16 protein-coding genes are annotated in these 18,339 nt (G+C 38.0%); 7 read left to right on the top strand and 9 right to left on the bottom strand.

The features are described 5' to 3' along the window. The first annotated feature begins 14 nt into the window (after window positions 1-14). Window positions 15-1,820: an excinuclease ABC subunit UvrC gene (gene uvrC, locus CLV48_RS14370; protein WP_106567991.1), complete on the top strand. Its 1,806-nt coding sequence runs from the start codon at window positions 15-17 to the stop codon at window positions 1,818-1,820. Window positions 1,821-1,834: 14 nt separating this feature from the next. On the opposite strand, the gene porN is transcribed toward uvrC, so the two are convergent. The 8 genes from porN to CLV48_RS14330 all read right to left on the bottom strand — a co-directional run bounded on the left by porN (window position 1,835) and on the right by CLV48_RS14330 (window position 11,075). After that, window positions 1,835-2,647 carry a type IX secretion system ring subunit PorN/GldN gene (gene porN / locus CLV48_RS14365; RefSeq protein ID WP_106567990.1) on the bottom strand — a complete coding sequence of 271 codons (813 nt, stop codon included), beginning with the start codon at window positions 2,645-2,647 and terminating at the stop codon, window positions 1,835-1,837. Window positions 2,648-2,682: 35 nt separating this feature from the next. Then, window positions 2,683-4,290 carry a type IX secretion system motor protein PorM/GldM gene (gene porM / locus CLV48_RS14360; RefSeq protein WP_106567989.1) on the bottom strand — a complete coding sequence of 536 codons (1,608 nt, stop codon included), beginning with the start codon at window positions 4,288-4,290 and terminating at the stop codon, window positions 2,683-2,685. Window positions 4,291-4,330: 40 nt separating this feature from the next. Then, a complete protein-coding gene (gene porL, locus CLV48_RS14355) occupies window positions 4,331-5,128 on the bottom strand; it encodes a type IX secretion system motor protein PorL/GldL (RefSeq protein ID WP_106567988.1) in 798 nt (265 codons plus the stop codon). Between the two features lie 49 nt (window positions 5,129-5,177). Further along, complete coding sequence (gene porK / locus CLV48_RS14350) at window positions 5,178-6,272, bottom strand: T9SS ring complex lipoprotein PorK/GldK (RefSeq protein WP_106567987.1); 1,095 nt, start codon at window positions 6,270-6,272, stop codon at window positions 5,178-5,180. A 115-nt stretch (window positions 6,273-6,387) separates the two neighbouring features. Beyond that, window positions 6,388-7,359, bottom strand: a complete 972-nt coding sequence (locus CLV48_RS14345; RefSeq protein ID WP_106567986.1) for a PorP/SprF family type IX secretion system membrane protein — start codon at window positions 7,357-7,359, stop codon at window positions 6,388-6,390. 74 nt (window positions 7,360-7,433) lie between these two features. Continuing rightward, window positions 7,434-8,207 (bottom strand): uroporphyrinogen-III synthase, encoded by a 774-nt coding sequence (locus tag CLV48_RS14340; RefSeq protein ID WP_106567985.1) that lies wholly within the window; start codon window positions 8,205-8,207, stop codon window positions 7,434-7,436. Between the two features lie 35 nt (window positions 8,208-8,242). Beyond that, on the bottom strand, window positions 8,243-9,349 hold the full coding sequence (locus tag CLV48_RS14335; RefSeq protein ID WP_106568090.1) for a DUF4271 domain-containing protein: 1,107 nt from the start codon (window positions 9,347-9,349) through the stop codon (window positions 8,243-8,245). A 4-nt stretch (window positions 9,350-9,353) separates the two neighbouring features. Then, window positions 9,354-11,075 carry a BamA/TamA family outer membrane protein gene (locus CLV48_RS14330; protein WP_106567984.1) on the bottom strand — a complete coding sequence of 574 codons (1,722 nt, stop codon included), beginning with the start codon at window positions 11,073-11,075 and terminating at the stop codon, window positions 9,354-9,356. 48 nt (window positions 11,076-11,123) lie between these two features. Here CLV48_RS14330 and hemW point away from each other — a divergent pair, with 48 nt between their 5' ends. After that, window positions 11,124-12,251, top strand: a complete 1,128-nt coding sequence (gene hemW / locus CLV48_RS14325) for a radical SAM family heme chaperone HemW (protein ID WP_106568089.1) — start codon at window positions 11,124-11,126, stop codon at window positions 12,249-12,251. Between the two features lie 19 nt (window positions 12,252-12,270). Next, window positions 12,271-12,585, top strand: coding sequence for a DciA family protein (locus CLV48_RS14320; RefSeq protein ID WP_106567983.1), 315 nt, complete (start codon window positions 12,271-12,273; stop codon window positions 12,583-12,585). On the opposite strand, the gene CLV48_RS14315 is transcribed toward CLV48_RS14320, so the two are convergent. Continuing rightward, a complete protein-coding gene (locus CLV48_RS14315; RefSeq protein WP_106567982.1) occupies window positions 12,582-13,301 on the bottom strand; it encodes a DUF4197 domain-containing protein in 720 nt (239 codons plus the stop codon). The two genes, CLV48_RS14320 and CLV48_RS14315, sit on opposite strands and share 4 nt — an antisense overlap. 94 nt (window positions 13,302-13,395) lie before the next feature. On the opposite strand from CLV48_RS14315, the gene CLV48_RS14310 reads away from it, so the two are divergent. The 4 genes from CLV48_RS14310 (at window position 13,396) to CLV48_RS14295 (ending at window position 18,337) form a co-directional block, all read left to right on the top strand. Continuing rightward, the gene (locus tag CLV48_RS14310) at window positions 13,396-15,456 is read left to right on the top strand and encodes a GAF domain-containing SpoIIE family protein phosphatase (protein WP_106567981.1); all 2,061 of its coding nucleotides are present in this window, start codon (window positions 13,396-13,398) and stop codon (window positions 15,454-15,456) included. A 34-nt stretch (window positions 15,457-15,490) separates the two neighbouring features. Continuing rightward, window positions 15,491-15,829 carry an STAS domain-containing protein gene (locus CLV48_RS14305; RefSeq protein WP_106567980.1) on the top strand — a complete coding sequence of 113 codons (339 nt, stop codon included), beginning with the start codon at window positions 15,491-15,493 and terminating at the stop codon, window positions 15,827-15,829. Continuing rightward, window positions 15,826-16,242: an ATP-binding protein gene (locus tag CLV48_RS14300; protein WP_170069034.1), complete on the top strand. Its 417-nt coding sequence runs from the start codon at window positions 15,826-15,828 to the stop codon at window positions 16,240-16,242. Before CLV48_RS14305 ends, CLV48_RS14300 begins: the two co-directional genes overlap by 4 nt. 91 nt (window positions 16,243-16,333) lie before the next feature. Next, on the top strand, window positions 16,334-18,337 hold the full coding sequence (locus CLV48_RS14295; RefSeq protein ID WP_106568086.1) for a peptidylprolyl isomerase: 2,004 nt from the start codon (window positions 16,334-16,336) through the stop codon (window positions 18,335-18,337). Window positions 18,338-18,339: the final 2 nt, after the last annotated feature.

Raw genomic sequence — 18,339 nt, 5'->3', positions numbered from 1 at the left:
GTTAAATTTGTACCATGCAAGTACCCTCATATAAGGTAGACGAATATTCTTTACTCCCAGATCAGCCTGGGGTATATAAATTTTTCAATTCAGAAAGTGATCTCATCTATGTAGGAAAGGCAAAAAGCCTGAAAAAAAGGGTAGCCTCCTATTTTGTAAAAGGACAAGGCATCAACCATAAGACCAGAAGGATGGTCCGGGAAATCGAAAGGATTGAAATAACCTTGGTAAATTCAGAATTTGATGCACTATTGCTGGAAAACAACCTGATCAAAAAAACCCAGCCCAGGTACAACATTTTACTAAAAGACGATAAAACCTACCCCTATCTGGTCTTAACTAAGGAGCATTTTCCACAAATCTATCCAACAAGAAAATTAATCCCCCATAGAGGTATTTATTTTGGCCCTTTTGCTTCAGTTAAAGCGATGAATAATGTGCTGGAATTGATAAGGTCCATTTTTACCATCCGAACCTGCAAGCTGGATTTAAGTCCTGAAAAAATATTTGAAGGGAAATACAAAGTTTGTTTGGAATACCACATTGGCAATTGCCTGGGACCATGTGAAGGTAAACAAAAAGAAATTGAGTATCTGCAGGATATAGAGCAGGCCAAACATATTCTTAAAGGTAACCTTGGAATTGCAAAATCATTCTTTAGGGATCAAATGCAAAAAGCTGCAGAAAGCCTGGCTTTTGAGCGAGCCCAATATTTCAAAGACAAATTGGAGCTTCTTGAAAAATACCAGTCCAAATCTATGGTAGTCAATCCCGCAATCAAAGACTTAGATGCCTTTGCCATGGTGACGGACGAAAAAAATGCATATGTCAATTACCTTAAAGTGAAAAACGGTGCAATTATCATCACAAAGACCGTTGAACTTAAGAAAAGGCTAGATGAAACTGATACTGAACTTTTACTTACTGCAATTGTGAGATTGAGGGATCAGTTCAACAGTGATGCAGATGAAATCATTGTAAATATACCTTTTGACGAAAATTATGAAGGGCTCAATATTCATGTACCTAAAATAGGCGACAAAAAGAACCTCATTGAGCTTTCCCTTAAAAACGCTAAATATTATAAACAAGAAAAATTACTGGCGTCAGGAGAGGTAAAAGACAAAAAATTCAGGGTATTAAAACAACTCCAATCAGACCTTGCTCTTCAAGACTTGCCAGACCACATTGAATGTTTTGACAATTCCAATATGCAGGGAACCAATCCGGTAGCCAGTATGGTATGTTTCTTAAATGGAAAGCCTGCTATCAAAGAATACAGGCATTACCACATTAAGACTGTAGAAGGCCCAAATGACTTTGCTAGCATGACAGAAGTGGTGGGAAGGCGGTACAAAAGATTACTGGAGGAAGCAAAACCTTTACCCAAGCTGATAGTAATTGATGGGGGAAAAGGACAACTTTCATCAGCAGTAGAAGCGCTCAAAAGTTTGGAAATTTATGGTAAAGTACCCATAATTGGAATTGCCAAAAGATTGGAAGAGATCTATTTTCCTGGAGACCAATACCCAATCCACATAGATAAAAAATCAGAGTCCTTAAGGTTGTTACAAAGAATCAGGGATGAAGCACACCGTTTTGCAATAACCTTCCATAGAAACGTTAGAAGCAAAAAAGCATTTGGTTCTCAGCTTACAGAAGTAGAAGGTATTGGAAAACAGACAGCGGAAAGATTATTAAAACATTTCAAATCGGTTAAAAAAATTCACGAGGCAAGCGAAAGTGAAATCGCTTCAATTATTGGGCAGGCCAAAGCTAAAAACTTAATAGCTTGGCTTAAAAATGAAAAAGGCGGGTAAACCCGCCTTTTATATTACCATTCCCAAAGGGAATTTTCAAGGTCAAGAAGCTTGTATTCAAATTCGAGTGCATTGAGAAATGCCACTAGATCAGGATTAGGGTGATCTGGATTGACCATATCCGCAATCAAAGCATTATCGGAATTGGTATATTTTCTCACAACCGACCTAAACAGCCTCATGTCAAAAGCCTGGTCATAAGTCAAACTTTTAGAATCGTTTTGAAAGTTCAACCATTTGGCCTCAGGATGATTTTTAAAATGATTGTAAAAATCTTTGTACCTGATAAATCCTATAGTTTTTTGACCGGCATTGGCATTAGTTTGGGAAGGCATCACTAACTCAATATACTTAACATCAAACTTAATTTGGGAATGGTGCTTATCAAAGAGGAAATCCTCTTTAAAATCAAGAAAGTAAAGCTGTTTTACAAAGATACTATCTCCATTTGCTGCTATCCAGAAATTATTTTGGAACTCTGCAATAGATAATGGCTCTTTGAATTGTTCATCAGCAAAAACCTCAAGTGCATTTTCCTCCACAATAGCCTTGTAAATATTGTTCATGATACCGTTGTTTTTGGTATCACCTGAGCCATATAGCGGATGGTTATACTTTTCCCTAAGGTCAATTCTTCTCCAAACACTGATCTGGAACATGATGTCATCTTCCCTGATCGGTAAAACAGAGAATACCGTATCAACTTTGAAGCGCCTGTCGCCCATATTACTTGGGCTAACACTTGTGGCAACTTGGCCAAAAACATCTGTGACTAAAACGAGTCCCAGAGCTGCCAGGGCTAAGGTAAAATAATTTTTAAGTTTCATAACATTCTCATTTAAATCGGGAAGATCCCATGTTATTACTTGATCTGTAACCTGATGATTTCAGGCGTTGTAAGGGTAGTTCTTATTTTATTTCCACGGAAGTTGGTCCTGGTCACTTCTGTTACCCTTACCACAATTCCATCACCTGCTCTGGCAGCAGCCAATAAGTTTCTAATAGCCACATTTTTTCCAGATATTGCTACTCTTTCTCTAGGAACCTCACTTCTAAGAAGAATAACCTCACCACCAGATACTTCGAAATTGGCATCTCTAGCCATTGTTCTTCCAAAGTTTACCTCTGGGAGTGCTTCAACAATCAAGGAAGATGGTCCCGGAGCTGGATAAGCCTGACTCAGGTCAATTGGACCCCTTCCATCAAACAAACGGATGGTAGGAGCAGGTACCGGTTTAATATCATACGAAACATCTCCGATTTTATTGCCTCCACTGGATACACCGATGACAACTTTTCCGGAACTTCCCGGGATAACAGTAAGCTGTCCCGGTTTCTGTCCTTTAATGGAAGTACCATTGGAGATCGTAAAATCAGGAGCATAAGAATTGCCCAATGCAGGAACGTCAATCATCAGGTCATTGGCACAATCCGCATACAACTGGTTCACCACTTCCGAAGTAACCCTGATCACCGGCTGAGCCACGAAGTACTCATAGTCCACAGTTAAAGTAGAGTCTTTTCCTGCAATATTTACAGTGATTTCTCCTTTGAGGATTCTTTTGGCAAGGCCCCTGTCATCGTACTGTCCTGCAGGAGGAACGGTGAAGCTTATTTCACCGAAGCCATCCACTACACGAACTTCCCTTCCATCCACGGACATTTTTGGAGCAGCAGAAGAAGAGGAAGAAGCGATGAAGAGGTTACCTTCAAATTTTGTACCTGCCGCAACAACATTGGAATTAGCAGCTACACTTGCTTTGAATACATCAGACTTGAAATAGAAGGTACCAATAGAACTTGTAACTGCTGATAGTGCTTCAGATTCAATATTCAATACCTCATTCTGGTATTGAGAAATCAAGGCCATAACAGCTCCTACCGGTGACTTCACAAAATTGAGGAACACGAAGTTCTTATTTCTCACATCTGGATCATTTCTGAATATCTCGATATCTTTGGCATCCTTAGCGATATCTTCAAACTCCATGTCAATCCCAACGCTTTTCAGGATAGTTGAAACCTGCTTAGGATAAGCATTCAATTTCTCCTGCATTTCGAATCCCTTTTTGTTATTGTTGAAAATATTTCCAGGGATATCTACATTTTTCAAAGCTGAGTTTTTGAACTGTCCCTGCTCATTTTTCGCATCCGAAACAGTAATCAATTCCTGTTTAAGACTTTCGAGATAAGCATAAACTTCTGCAGTTGTTTTACGTACTTCCTGCGCTGCTGCTACCTTGGGCACATCTCTTTCGTTATTGCCCTGCTGCTCAACTGTATTTGCTATAGATGTAACAGTGAATTCATTTTTGCCGATAAAATTTTTGGAGGTTCTTTCCAGTCCATCATTCAGCAATACAAACTTTTGGAGGATCTGATTACTTACCTGCAATGCCAGCAAAGCTGTCAATACCAAGTACATCATTCCGATCATCCGCTGTCTAGGTGTCTCTTTTCCGCCAGCCATATTAATTCAATAAAAGATTAAACATTGGATACATTAAGGCTTAACCTTTCATGGCTGTGAGCATACCGCCATATATTTTATTGAGTGAGCTTACATTATTGTTCAATTTAGCCAGTTCACTTTTGAAGGTTTCTGTTTCCTTACCGGCCTCAGTGATACCTTCCATTGCAGCTGCCACATTGGAGTAAAACTTATTCAAAGTTTTCATGTGGTTTTGTGCGTCAATAAGCTCCATCTCATAAACATTATTCAGGGCGGAGAGGTTTTTAGTTACTTCCACTACCTGCGCATGATACTGTTTGGCATCATTTGATGCAGAAGAAAGCTCTACCAAAGCGGTTGCTGTTTTTCCATAAGATTGGTTGATATCAACCAAAGTTTTGGAAGCTACTTTCACATTTTCTGCGTACTCATTGGTCGCCACAGCAGCATCTGACAATTTTCCCATTTTCTCAGCAGAAGTGGCAAGATTTTGCATGCCTTTGCTCAAGCTTTCAAAAAGTTCAGGACCAATTTTAGCACTTTCCATCATTTCATCAAATTTCTGGGTCAATCCTGCTCCTTTAGCAGGCCCTTTATCTTTTCCTTGGGCTGGCTCATCACTAGCCAATTCAGGATATACTTTAGACCAGTCGACTTCTTCTTGCTTAGGTTCAAATGCCGATAGGAAAAATATGGCCGCTTCAGTGGAGAGTCCTAATCCAATCATCAAGCTGGCAAAAGGCCAGTCTAGAATTTTGAACATAGCTCCTAAAATTACCACAGCTGCACCGATACCGTAGATTTTTGGCATGACATTGCCATAAAATTTGTCCTTAAAAGATTTTTTCTTTGCCATTTTAAATAGATGATTAAGTTGAAATTGTTATTTGTATTGATTAGGGCGATTATCTTCTTCTTCTTCTACTGTTGTTTACATCCAAAGAACCAGATCTACCCATAAAAGTAACTACTGTTCTGAAACCTATGTGCGCGGTTTTTACATCTTGAAATTCATAGGTTCTGGTACTTGTTTCAAGGAAATGGGCGATATCTTTCCAAGAACCTCCTCTTACTACTTTTCTTCTTTCGTTGGGATCATCAAATTTTGGATCAAGATCCCAGGTAAGAGAACTGGAAACAGGGCTATAAGCATCCTGTACCCATTCTGATACATTACCGGCCATATTGTACAAACCAAAACCGTTTGGTGCAAAAACATCAACAGGGGCCGTATAAGCAAAGCCATCATCAATATAATTACCTCTACCTGGTTTGAAGTTGGCCATTAGGCAACCTCTTCTATTTTTGAGGTAAGGTCCTCCCCATGGGTACTTAGCCACTTCTTTTCCACCTTTGGCTGCATATTCCCATTCGGCTTCTGTAGGAAGTCTAAATCTTGGATAATCATAGTCAGACTTGTCATTGGCTGTCATATGGTAAGTTCTCCAATCTGTGTACATCCTGGCTTGTTCCCAGCTTACACCTACCACCGGATAATTATCAAATGCGGGGTGATCAAAATAGAATTCCATTAAAGGATCTCCATAATGGTAGGTGAAACTTGTAGACCATACAGTAGTGTCTGGAAGTACCTCATTCAAGTTGAAGACAGGAGGCTCTTTCAATGTGGTCGGAGTACTATAGGTATACTCACCTAATCGAACAGCTTCCACAAACTGTCTGTACTTGTTGTTGGACACTTCGTACTTGTCCATGAAAAATTCTGAAATTGTTATCTGCTTATTGAAAGCGGACTGAGTGAAGCCAATGTCTTCATCTGCTTGTCCCATCCAAAAAGTACCAGCCTTGATGGCCACCATGTCAACTGGCAGGGGTTGCTGCCAGATCTGTCTCTTAGGGACGCCTGTGACTTCCCCTCTTCTGTTCTCTTTTTCACTGGCAGTTCCTCTCTTGCCAAAAAGTCCACAACCCTGAAGCATAATGGACACAAAAAAGATAATAAAAACGGACAAAATTCTGAAATTCATTATTCTATACATGTTTTACATGAATTAAGTGATGTAAAATTTCGCTGATAATCACTAGTTTATAATCTCGAAATTTAATGTAAAATCTCAGAAAATAGCAAATTTGACAAGAAATTTCGAGAAATTTTTAAAACCTAAATCTTGGCGTCCTTTGAATTACTTTTTGAAATTCTCTGGTCACCGGCTGTAGGTTATAAGTTAGCATGAACTCATGACTGGTCGGAGCCTTGGCTTCAAGTCCTCCGAAAACCAGGTCAAAAGCATATCCTATCCTTAGAGAATTATCCCTTAGAATTCCATAACCAAATAGAAGTGAAACGGATTCTTCTCCTCTGAAGGCAAGGCCTCCACTGATTCTTTGCCTGTGTGTGGCTATAACGCTCAAATCATAAGAAAAATTATTCAATGAAACTGTTTTTAATAAGAAACTAGGCTCAAAAGTCCAAAGTGCAAAAGTTTTTATCCTATAACCTGCCAACAAGTAAGAATGGTTCTTTAACTGGTTATCAAAGGAACCATCTCCAAAATCAAATCCCGGCTCATTCAAATGCTTACTTCCTATCCCTATGTAATATTTCCCTCTATCATATATCGCACCAGCTCCAAAATTCATATTCATCTGGGTTTCCCTTCCTGAAGAAGGCACTCTCGGATCAGGATTGATAACGACCAATTCATCATATTTCAATGTACTTGAAAATATTCCACCAGAAAGCCCTATACTTAACACCCCTCGCCTGAATTTCTTGTGGTAGGCGGCAGCCAAATTGATTTCCTGATTATTGCTTGGACCAATATTATCATTGACAAAGGTAAGTCCAAAACCCACATTGTATTGGTCAAGTCTTCCAGAAGCCGTCAATAATTGAGTGATAGGTGCCGGACCATTGGTCCCTGTATAATTCAACCACTGAGTTCTGTGCAAAGCAGAAAATTGATAACCTGATTCTTTACCAGCAAATGCAGGATTATAAAATAAGCCGTTATGCATGTACTGTGTAAACTGGGCATCCTGCTGGGACCTGGCTGAAAAATAAAGCAAGGTGGTAAAAACAAAAACAGTAGAAACCTTAATGTGGAGAAATTTCAGCTCTTTCATCGAGGATAAGAAATAAGGTTAGAAACTCTATTCTACACAATTAAACTGAATTTCTCCACAAAAGATTGAAAAGATCACAAATTATTTGCCTTTTTTATATAAAGCTCGAGTGCACCTGTCATACTTGGGGCATTTGGCATGGGTGCTTCAATGTCCAGTATCAGTCCCTGATTCAATACTTCTTTGGCTGTTGTCGGCCCAAAAGCCGCTATTCTTGTATTGTTTTGCTCAAAGTCAGGAAAGTTCTGCTTCAATGATTTAATTCCAGATGGACTGAAAAAAGCGAGAACATCATACTTGATATCCTTAAGGTCGGATAGGTTTGCAGCAACTGTATGGTATATAATTGCTTCAGTATAAGAAATCCCCATCTTATCCAAATATTCAGGAATATCATCTTTTCTGATATCGCTACAAGGAAATAAGTACTTTTCAGACTTGTGCTTCTTGAAATAATCAAATAAGTCAGAGGCAGTTTTCTGACCTACAAACAACTTTCTTTTTCTGATTACAACATACTTCTGCAAGTAATGTGCTGTTTGTTCAGAAATGCAAAAATACTTCATCTCTGCAGGCATTTCTACCTTAAGCTCTTTACAAATGGTGAAAAAATGATCAATGGCATTCCTACTTGTAAATATAATCGCAGTATGCTTAAGAATATCAATTTTTTGCTTTCTGAAATCCTTTACAGGAACGGGTTCAACCTGAATAAAAGGCCTGAAATCAATTTTCAAATTATACTTTTCAGCGAGTTGAAAATACGGAGACTTTTCATCGGCGGGTCGAGGTTGAGAAACTAAGATGCTTCTTACTGGATTAAGCCTGTCTTTTGCAGTTTTACTCATATTCTTGATCTTATCCTTTCAAGTTTATTCAGAAATCATCCCATTATTAATTTGGCAATTATCAAAAAAGGAATCAATTCTGCCGTGCAAATGTAAGCAATTAAATGGTAATTTTTAAAGGGTACCCTGTTCACCATGATAAGAAACATGAAAAATACACCAAATAAATAAACCCAAAAAAAACTCCTAACTCCAATTTCAAAGAAATTGACCAAGACAGAATAATTATTGAAAAAGAAAAACAAACTGAAACTAAGCATTACCATCATGGAAATTGAAATAATTCTGAGCAAATAAAAGAAATGCGCAAAATCAAATTTACTAAGATCGAAAAGGTAAACCACTGCTTTCAAAAACAAGAACTTGAAAACAGCTAACAAGGCAAGTCCTATCGAAAGTAAAAACCAGATAAAAAATAAACTGTTGATATCACTGTTTCCCAAATCAACAAAAATTGAAATTCCAGTCACATGAACATAAAGCATAACTAAAAGTGAAATACCTAAGTTCATCAACAATAAATAGAACAGAACATCTAATGTAAAGAATTTCTGTATGCTTCCAGTTTCAGAGAAATCATCCGCAGAAATCACGGTCTGAGGTCTAATGATCAAATCAAGGACATTTGGAAATACCCCCTTGTAGATAGCCGCTAAAAAAAGCAGGAGAACAGTTGCCAAAATAAAAAAATCGTCAAAATCATCCACTTCCCTAAGTTCCCATTCGATAACATTCTTTGGTGGATCATAATTTTCCAAACGTTTTTGACCAAAAAAACCTTTCATAACCTGTAAACCATCCAGAACAGCTACATCATTGATCACATCTACCCTTACTGAGGAAGGAATTAAGGCGTCAATTTCCTGCTTTAGCTCCATCAATGACTTTATGATTGTAGTATCGCGCTCGGCAAATACCCAAAGTTTTCCATCCATAAACACACTGGAACCTCCGGGGATTTCAAAATACATATTGCTTTCAGGAAAATTCTGAAGATCAATCTCAAATTTGGCAGAATGATATTTCTTAAAAATACTTCTGTTTTTAGAAATCAGGATATTGTTTTGGTAATTCTCTAAAACCTGGGCATAAAGCACATGATTCATCGAAAACAGTAAAAATAAAAATATTACCCTTTGCATGTATTTAAAACCTTCCTGTATATCCAAAATGTACTTTTGAGAAATTGAGCGCAAATTCCTGAGTATTAGAACCACCTAAAGCATAGATGAAGTTAAATATACCACTAGCTGTCTCCAAACTGAAGCCCAAACCAGCCGAAATGGGATAATCTAACGGTAGCTGCTGAAGACGGTTGTTCAACCTCCCCACATCGGCAAAAATCATAAAATAAGAGTAGGTATCAAAATAATATCTGGGCTCGAAATTGATAAATGCATAATTATCTGCAAAAAAGTAATTTTCATTGAATCCTCTAATGCTCCTTAAGCCCCCCATCCTAAATAAATCATTGACAAATAAATTGGGATTATCCATAATCCCTGCGGAAAATCTGGAAAAAAGGCCCCACCTGGCATTCCAATAAAAATACTTCTCCAAACTTCCTCTCATAGTATATTGCAAAGTCTTAAGATCCATCCCCTCATAGAGATTGGCAGGAATGGCGGTATTGACCAGGATGGTCTTATTCCCAATAGAGAGCTCGAAATCGAGCAATGCGCCTCTCCGAGGGAAAAACCTATCTTCAAGCCAAGACTTTTCAATCCCAAGTCCATAATTATTAAACCTAAAATCCCCTACCTGTGGTAACGAAGTTGCAAAAGATAAATTGGCTACTGCCAATAAATCTCCAGCCTGTCTTCCAGAAAAAACTTTTACGTATGTGCCTGAGCCTACCCTATATCCAAATGACAATCGAAAGTCTCTATTAAGAAAAGTGGTATCCTCTTTCAATAAGGAAAAATCAGCTTTAATATCAATCGCAGACCCTAAAACTAAAGGCTCAAGTGCAGAAAGTTGAAGACTTTGTGAAAACTGGTTGAACCTCTGCCAATTCAACTCATAATTTCTACCCCTTCCGGCAACATTATACAGGGCCAGATCAAATTGACCTGTCACCAACATTCTCCCTCCTTCCAATTCATTTGGCAGCAACCCAATTATACCATCTATAGAATTGATCCTCCTGTCACTAAGTGGAAGGTATAAAGTAGCTTCCTCATTCTGAAAACTCAGTTCAGGTTCTGAACTCCACTTTAAATAAGGCAAATTCTTGATTTGCCTTATTCCATTATTCACCCTCTTTTGGGAAAACGGTTCCCCGGGATTAATCTGAGTAAACCTTGCAAGAAATAGGCGCTTTGTCCTGGAATCTCCTGTAATCTTAAGCGTATCAAATGTAATAAGAGGACCTAAATTTAAATCCAAAGCCCCAGATAACTTCTGCCCTTGCCTTTCCAAAGAATCTATCTTGACTGAAGCAAAAGGGAATCCTTGGTTCTCGGAAGCTGTCAGCAAGTTTTCAAAAAGAACCTTAAGGTTATTAATGTTTACCGGTCTGTTTTGATACTGCCAGAGATCTATGCCTGCTTTTACCAACAACTGAGGATCAATATTTCCAAGCCTGAGTTTAAGCCATTCAAATTTTTCACCTGTGCTTAAATTCCAAACAAGCGTATCCCCTTTTATCCGGATTTGTGATTGAGGGACCAAAAATCCATTTTGATATAACTCTGATAAAATCTGATTTTTGACTTGATCCAAGTGAAGGGAATCCCTTATTGAAATTGTTTCAATTTTTTGTATTTCCCCTGAAATTTCATACCAGAGCCATTTAGCCTGTTGGGCAGGCAGCTGCTGCAAAAAGTAAAAATGAAAGCAAAAAAAGAAGATGAACTTAATTTTCAATGGATGCTATGAGGTTTAGAACTATCTTTGGGCTTAAATGTAATCAATTTGTCCGGCATCTACATTCATATCCCCTTCTGTAAGCAGGCCTGTCATTATTGTGATTTTCATTTCAGTACCAATCAACAGCTTGTTGGACAGTTGATTGAAATGATTGGGATTGAACTGGAAATAAGAAAAGACTTTTTGCCCAAAAATGCTCCGGTCAAAACCATCTATTTTGGAGGAGGCACTCCTTCTCTATTGGAAATAAGGCATATTGAAGCGATAATCAACACCATATATAAGCATTACGCTTTAGACCTAGAAGAATTTACATTAGAGGCTAATCCCGATGATCTGGACAGGGAAAAGCTAACTGAATTAAAAAGCTTGGGACTTGACAGGTTAAGCATAGGAATTCAGAGTTTTGATGCAAGGGTTCTAAAATTTTATAACCGTGCCCACAATGAACAGGAAGCACTTCAAGCCATTGACCTGGCAAAATCAGCTGGCTTTGAAAAGTTGTCCATAGATCTGATTTATGGATTCCCCTTTGAAGACCATTCCATTTGGAAGAAAGACCTTGAACAAGCTCTTCTTTTGGACCCGGGTCATATCAGCAGCTATGCCCTTACCATTGAACCAAGGACTGCATTTGGGAACTGGTTGAAAAAAGGCAAACTTCAAGAGGCTTCGGAAGATTTTCAGGCTGAGCAATTCGAGATGTTGATGGAGGCCATGGAAAAAGCCAATTATATCCAATATGAAATTTCAAATTTCGGAAAGGAAGGACACTTTGCCGTCCACAATACCAATTACTGGAGAGCACTTCCCTATTTGGGTATAGGCCCCAGTGCCCATTCATTTGATGGGAAAGAAAGGGGGTTCAACATTGCCAATAATGTAAACTATATAAAAAAGCTTAAGGAAGGACTTCTACCCTATAATTCAGAACAGCTGTCGGATGAAGATATGGCCAATGAATATATACTTACATCGCTTAGGACAATTTGGGGGCTCAGCCTTGGGCACCTCCAATCCAATTATGGAAAGGATCTTTTAAATCTAAAAAAAGGAATTATCCAGCATTTAGCTGCTGATAATATGATCAGCATCCATGCACATCATATTTTTTTGACCAATAAGGGCAAGTTACTAGCAGATAGTATAGCTGCTTCACTTTTTGTAAGCTAATATGGCGTATCTTTGATTCATGGACAGGTATAAAGACCATACGGGCAGGAAAAAAGAAGTGGCACCTATGCAGGAAGCTTTTGAGGAGTTATTAAAAGCCTATAGGCTCAAAGACAAATTTGACGAAAGACAGGTAATCCAAGCTTGGCCGGAAATAATGGGCAATACAGTAGCAAAAAGAACTGAATCCATCTATGTAAGGGACAAAAAACTATTTGTCAAAATCAGCTCCGGACCTGTCAAGAAAGAACTTTCCATGAACAGGTCCAAAGTTTTAGAACTGATTGGTAGCAGATTTGGAGAAGAAGTTATCCTGGAAGTAATTTTCCTTTAGTCCTGAGCAGCAAAAACCCTTCTCATTAAAGCAGTGGTTCTTTCCAATGGGTTTTGTCTGATGTTTTGTTCTTCTGATGCTACTAATTTGAATAGACCATCAATAGCTCTTTCTGTCACATAAGCATTCAGATCTGGATCTATTTTTCTATTGGTCAATGGCAGGTTATTATAAGTATTGGCAATATCACCATAAAATCGAGTGGCACCAACTTCATTGAGGGATTCCTGAATTCTTGGCTGAAACAGTTCTATCAATTGCCTTTCAGTTGTTCTTCTCAGAAACTGTGTAGCGGCATCCTGCTCTCCTTTTAGAATATTGAACGCATCCTGAATGGTCATCTGCCGGATGGCATTGATGAAAATCGGCTTTGCTTCCTGGGCTGCCCGCTCTGCTCCCCTGTTGATGGCCAATAAAGCTCTGTCCACTTCTGAACCAAGTCCAATTTGACGGAGTGTATTTTCAACCCTTCTGGCATCCTCCGGCAATAAGATCCTGATCAATTCATTTCCAAAAAACCCATCCTGCTTGGATGCTTGGTCTGCCCCTTTACTAATTCCCTGTATCAAGGCTTCTTTCAATCCTTGAGCAACTTCTTGTTGGGTCAGGGGCCCTTGCCCACCAACACCCTGTAAAACTTTGTTGATGTCAGCAGTAGTACAGGATGCAAAAACTAACATTAATAAAATCGGATAAACAAAATGTATACGGGTCATGATTTTATAAAATTTAACATTATTTATTCCAATAGCATCCAACGGCTAAAGAAATTTTAAGTTTGTTTTGGTAATATTGTGGTGCATTCAGACCATGTTCAAATTCCAAAAACCAAATATCGGAAAAATCAGCGTTTTGGTAGCTATTCTTTCTTGGCTAGCATTACTCTTTGTTGATATTACCAGAATTTTTGGTGAACTCAATCAGATTGAATCCGGGGTCGCACCAGAAGTTTCCTACATTTTGGAAATTTCATTTTTTATCACCGTATTTCTTTTTTACAACTACTCCATTGCAAGAAATGAAAGAAATGAATTTCTGAACCTGATCTGGCGAGGGGCATCAACCGGCATTTTAGCTTTTGGAATTTCTATATTGATCAGAGGCTTTTATCTTACATTAGGTGATTCCAGACTTTCGGAGGATCCATTGTTAAGGAATTTTTTCTATCATATCAATTTTGCACTGACTACTTTGTTTCTTATTTCCTGTACCCTATTGTGGAAGAGGCTCATATTGTACCAAAAGACCAAAAAGGTAGTACAACAATGGCAGGCCTTTGAAATCCTGCTGCTTATAAGCATGTTTTTTATTTTCTTCAATAAAAACACCCTGGATTATAGCTTCCTTTTCGGTTTGGTATTCCTGGTCATCTTTTCTATTTCCCTGTCTATTAACTTAAAATGGATCCCCTACCTTACCTTCAAGGAAAAGTGGAAATCCATTCTTTTCCTTTTTATTATAATTGTTTCTTCCTCTTACCTTTTTATCCAGCTACTTTCTTATAGTGATGCCAAACAGATACCGGTAAACTTAACAGACAATTTATTCTTAATAGGATTGTTTGCATTTGTTTTTATCTACTCTCTTTTCAGCTTTTTGGTAACATTATTTAACCTGCCTACATCTTCAGTCTTTGAGCAAAAACTAGTAGAGGCCATCAATTTTCAACGTTTAAGCCAATCTATTAAACCTGGGCAAAGCGAAAGCCAAGTACTGGATATTTTAATGGACTCCTGTATGAGTGCTTCTTATGCAGATGCAGGATGGCTGGAATTAAGAGATGAATCAGCTAAAACCCAGCTCATACAGGAGCGGTTTACAGATAAAAAATCCATTTTAAAAATCACTGAAATACTAGACAAAAGTAAACCATTTGAGCATTTTGATTGGAACAGTACGGAAAATGAATTAAAGGTTTTCCATGGAAAAATCACGCATCCTGTTTTTAAATCAGCCTTTATGGCACCGCTAGTGGTCAACCAAAAGACCATTGGGAGATTATTTCTATTGAAAGAAGTGCGAGATGGTTTTAATAAAGAAATGATCAATATCATATCTACTTTTGTGGGGCAGGCATGTATTTCTGTGGAGAATTACCGGCTTTTAAATGAGGCTATAAAAACAGAGAGATATAAAGAAGAGCTTAAAATTGCCCAGAGGGTTCAAAGAAGTTTGCTTCCAGAAAAACTTTATCACAATGATGCCTTTGAAATCGCAGCCTTTTCAGCAGCTGCCGACGAAGTTGGAGGTGATTACTATGAGACTTGGGATTTTGGAAATAATGAGTTTGCTCTCATCATCGGGGATGTTTCTGGAAAAGGAACCTCTGCGGCTTTCAATATGTCACAGATGAAAGGTGTGTTCCATAGTTTGGTACAGACCCATCCAAAGCCAAAGGAGTTTTTAATTATGGCCAATAATGCATTGAGTCAATGCCTGGAAAAAAACCATTTTATCACCACTTCATATTTCATAGTACATACCGAAAAAAAGACCATTACCTACAGTAGAGCCGGACATTGTCCAACATTATATTACAATAGTTTAGAAAAGAAATCTTCCTTTTTGAGCATAGAGGGGATGGGGCTAGGGATTTTAAGAAATCAACTTTTTGAAAAGTATATTGAGGAAAAAAGCTTTGATTTCAATTCTGAAGACATCCTAGTTCTGTACACAGACGGTATAGTGGAGGCAAAGAACAGTCAAGGTTTTGAATTTGGGTATGAAAGGTTGAAAAACACCTTAACAAAAAATGCTTTAAAAAATCCTGAAGAAATTCAGCAAAATATTATACAAGAAGTATTCAAATTCGTAGGTAAGAACAGGATCGCTGATGATGATTATTCTTTAATGGTCATCAAATTCAAGTGAAAACCATAAAAATTATATTAGCGTATATAGACACATGCTTAAAATTGAATTTACAAAAGTCAATGACCATTTCATTTTGTCTCTATCAGGCGAAATAGATGCGAGCAATTCAGTGGACTTGGATGCAGCTATACAGGAAATTCTTGAGCAAGGAGCAAAAAAAATATTGGTTGATGGTACGCAGCTGGAATATATTTCCTCTGCTGGATTGGGTGTATTTATGTCCTATCTAGAGGAATTTCAGGAAAAAGAAATTCAGATCATCATTTTTGGACTTTTGGAGAAAGTGCACCAAGTATTCATCATATTGGGGCTTGATAAATTAATTTCGATTAAAAATACCCAAGAAGAAGCCCTGGAGGCAATGGCATGATTGATAGGTTGAAATTATATTGCAATACAAACCAATTGGCTATACTCCGGGATTTTTTGACGAAGACCCTACAGGATACCGGAATGGGAGATATTGAAAAACACCAGGTAATATTGGCAGTGGAAGAGGTATGTGCCAACCTGATGATCCATTCACATTTGTGCAATCCCAATAGTTTTATCAGTGTGAGAGCGGTCTTGCATGAGGAAGAAGTGGTATTTGAAATTGTGGACATGGGCCAAGGTTTCAATATTTTGGAATACCAGGAACCAGAATTGGCGGAAGTAGTAAAAACAAAAAGAAAAGGAGGGTTAGGCATTATGCTGGTGAAAAAAATTATGGATAGGATTGAATTTGAAACCAATGGACAGAAAAATACCTGTAGGCTGATCAAGATCCTCAAATCCAAATAAATGTTAAACTTGTAGCTTAGTGCCAAAAGTTCCAAGAATTATTCTTTTTTAATTCGTAACATTGCAGTATAATTTTGGCATGTATTACCCTATGATTAGAAAATACATTTGGTTTTCCATCCTTGCAATCGGCTTTTCCTGTAGCCCAAAGGCAATAGTTGTGGAAGAATCCCAGGAACAAGCACCTATTCCTCTTATGATCATCGGAAATGAAGAGATCCTATCCGATGAATTTTTATACTTGTTATCAAAAAACCGACAGTTTCAGGAAAAAGAGGAGAAAATAAGCCGTCAGGAATTTGAAGAAAATCTGGAGCTTTTTATCAACTATAAATTGAAAGTCAAAGAAGCTGAAAATCTAGGTTTGGATACATTGGAGGAGTTCAGAAGAGAATTCGAAGTTTTCAAAGATGACCTGATTCAACCTTTCTTAATCAAAAACTCACTTCAGCAAGGGGAGTTAATGAAGGCTTATAACAGAATGAAAGAGGTAGTCAAAGCCAGCCACATTCTGTTACAATTCCCAAATAATCCGAGCAGAGAGGATACTATTGCTGTTTATAGAATGGCACAAAAACTGAAAGCGGAAGCAGAGTCTGGTGCGGATTTCAATGAACTTGCACTGGAATATTCTGATGACCCTTCAGCAAAAGAAAATAAAGGCAATTTAGGTTACTTTACTGCCTTACAAATGGTCCACCAGTTTGAAGATGCTGCTTATGCTTTGGGCATAGGTGAAATTTCAGATCCCATCCTGACCAATTTCGGTTACCATATTATTAAAGTGGAAGACAAGAAGCCCAACCCAGGAGAAATCAAGGTTTCACATATTTTGGTTAGGACTCAAACAGGGGATCCTGTCTCCGAAGAGAGGGCATTACGAAAAGTAGGTGAAATCTACTCGGAATTACAGAAGGCGGAAAGTATTTGGGAGGAAGTATGCAAAATGTATTCCGAGGATCTTGCCAGCAAAAATTCAGGTGGAACCTTACCTTGGATCAGCTTGGGAACCGTAATTCCTGATTTTGAACGAGTGGCTTTTGCCTTAAATGAAGAGGGTGAGATTTCTCCACCTGTCAAAACCCCTTACGGTTACCATATCATCAGATTGGAAGAAAGAAGGCCGATTGCTTCTTTCGAAGAAATGGAACAAACAATCAAGTCCCGAATCTTAAGGGACAGCAGGTCAGGACTCATCCAATCGCAGGTCACAGCGATACAAAAATCAAGATATTCCTTTGAGGAAAACGGATCAGTTCTTAACGAAATTCAGTCCATAATCAATCAACAATCTTTAAATAGCATAGAAGAAACACTCAAAAGCAAAAACCTCACAGACAGCACTTTATTCAGTATTGAAAATGAGAAAAAGACTGTTGGAGATTATTTGAAATTCTTGGAAGAAGAGAAAGGAAATGTAAGAATTGGTTCTAAAAATTCATTTGGTAATTCCTTGGAGAGGTTTATTGAAACAAGTCTGAACCGAACAGAGGAGCTGGACCTGATGGCCAACAACAAGGAATACAAGCTTTTGTTACAGGAATACAGGGACGGTATCCTGTTATTTTCCCTAATGAATGAAAGAGTATGGCAAAAAGCACTTATGGACAGCATTGGCCAAATCAAATTCTATGAAGACAACAAAGGAAATTACACTTGGAATGAAAGAGTAAGGGCCTTGATAGTCACCATGGGCAAAGAAGAATACAGCAACTCAGTCCGCCGTTTTCTTTCTGACAAGAAATATAGAAATGACCTTTCTGACAGATTGGAGAATACCTTTCTTTTGAACAATCCTTTGGCCTTCAACATGGACGAAGGTTTATTTGAATGGGAGAGACATCCTATTCTTTCCAGAATTGATCCAAGTAAAGAATTCCAGGAAATCAAATGGGATGGAAAAACCATTTTTATCATACTGGGAGAAAAAATACCATCTGAAATCAAAAAGTTCAGCGAAACTAGAGGAAAAGTCATTCAGGATTATCAACAATATCTTGAAAAAGAACTTGTTGCTGCTTTAAAAAACAACTATATCATCCGTATCAATGAGGATGAGAAAAATAAAATTTATAACCTTGTCGTGGGCAACTAAAT

The sequence above is a fragment of the Cecembia rubra genome, from assembly GCF_003014575.1.
GTDB lineage: Bacteria > Bacteroidota > Bacteroidia > Cytophagales > Cyclobacteriaceae > Cecembia_A > Cecembia_A rubra.
The sequence above is the reverse complement of the archived record's forward strand: the minus strand, read 5'-3'. Positions and strand labels throughout refer to the sequence as shown.